Raw genomic sequence first — 618 nt, 5'->3', positions numbered from 1 at the left:
CATCGGGCGGCCGGCCGACCAAGGCCGTCTGGAACCTGGACGAGGAGGCCACGGCCACCGCCGTCGCGGGGCGCGGCCAGCGCGTCACCGGCATCCCGCACGGCGGCCCGACCCTGGGCGCGCCCGGCGTGGCCGGCGGCGCCCTGTCCCTGGACGGCGTGGACGACCACGTACGCACCGGCCAACCCGTGCTCGACACCCACCAGAGCTTCACCGCCTCGCTGTGGGCCAGGCTGCCCAAGGACCGGGGCGAGCGGTCCATGGTCGCCCTCAGCCAGGCCGGCAACACCCTGCGCGGCTTCGAGCTGTACCACTCGCCCACCCTCGGCTGGGTCTTCCTGCGAGCAGGTGCCGACGACCCGAACGCCCCGGTGGTCCGCGCCGCCCAGCGCCCGTGCCCCGACAGCCAGCCGACCTGCGCGGGCGCCGGCCTCGGCGAGTGGGCCCACGTGGTCGCCGTCTACGACCACGACGCCGGGCAGATGAAGCTGTACGTCAACGGCTCGCTCAAGGCCACCGAGGCGTTCACCACGCCGTGGCTCGCGCGCGGCCACGTCACCCTCGGGGCCGCCGAGTACGCCGACGGCTTCGGCGGCTTCTTCCGGGGTGACCTGGACG

General features: G+C 75.4%; 1 protein-coding gene. It reads left to right on the top strand.

Annotation, left to right across the window (positions count from 1 at the left end):
• Positions 1-618: LamG domain-containing protein (locus KUM32_RS15375; RefSeq protein ID WP_217142444.1), on the top strand; the 618-nt coding region annotated here is incomplete at both ends.

The sequence above is a fragment of the Streptomyces sp. AC627_RSS907 genome (assembly GCF_019049165.1).
This window is presented reverse-complemented; position numbering and strand designations above follow the sequence as displayed.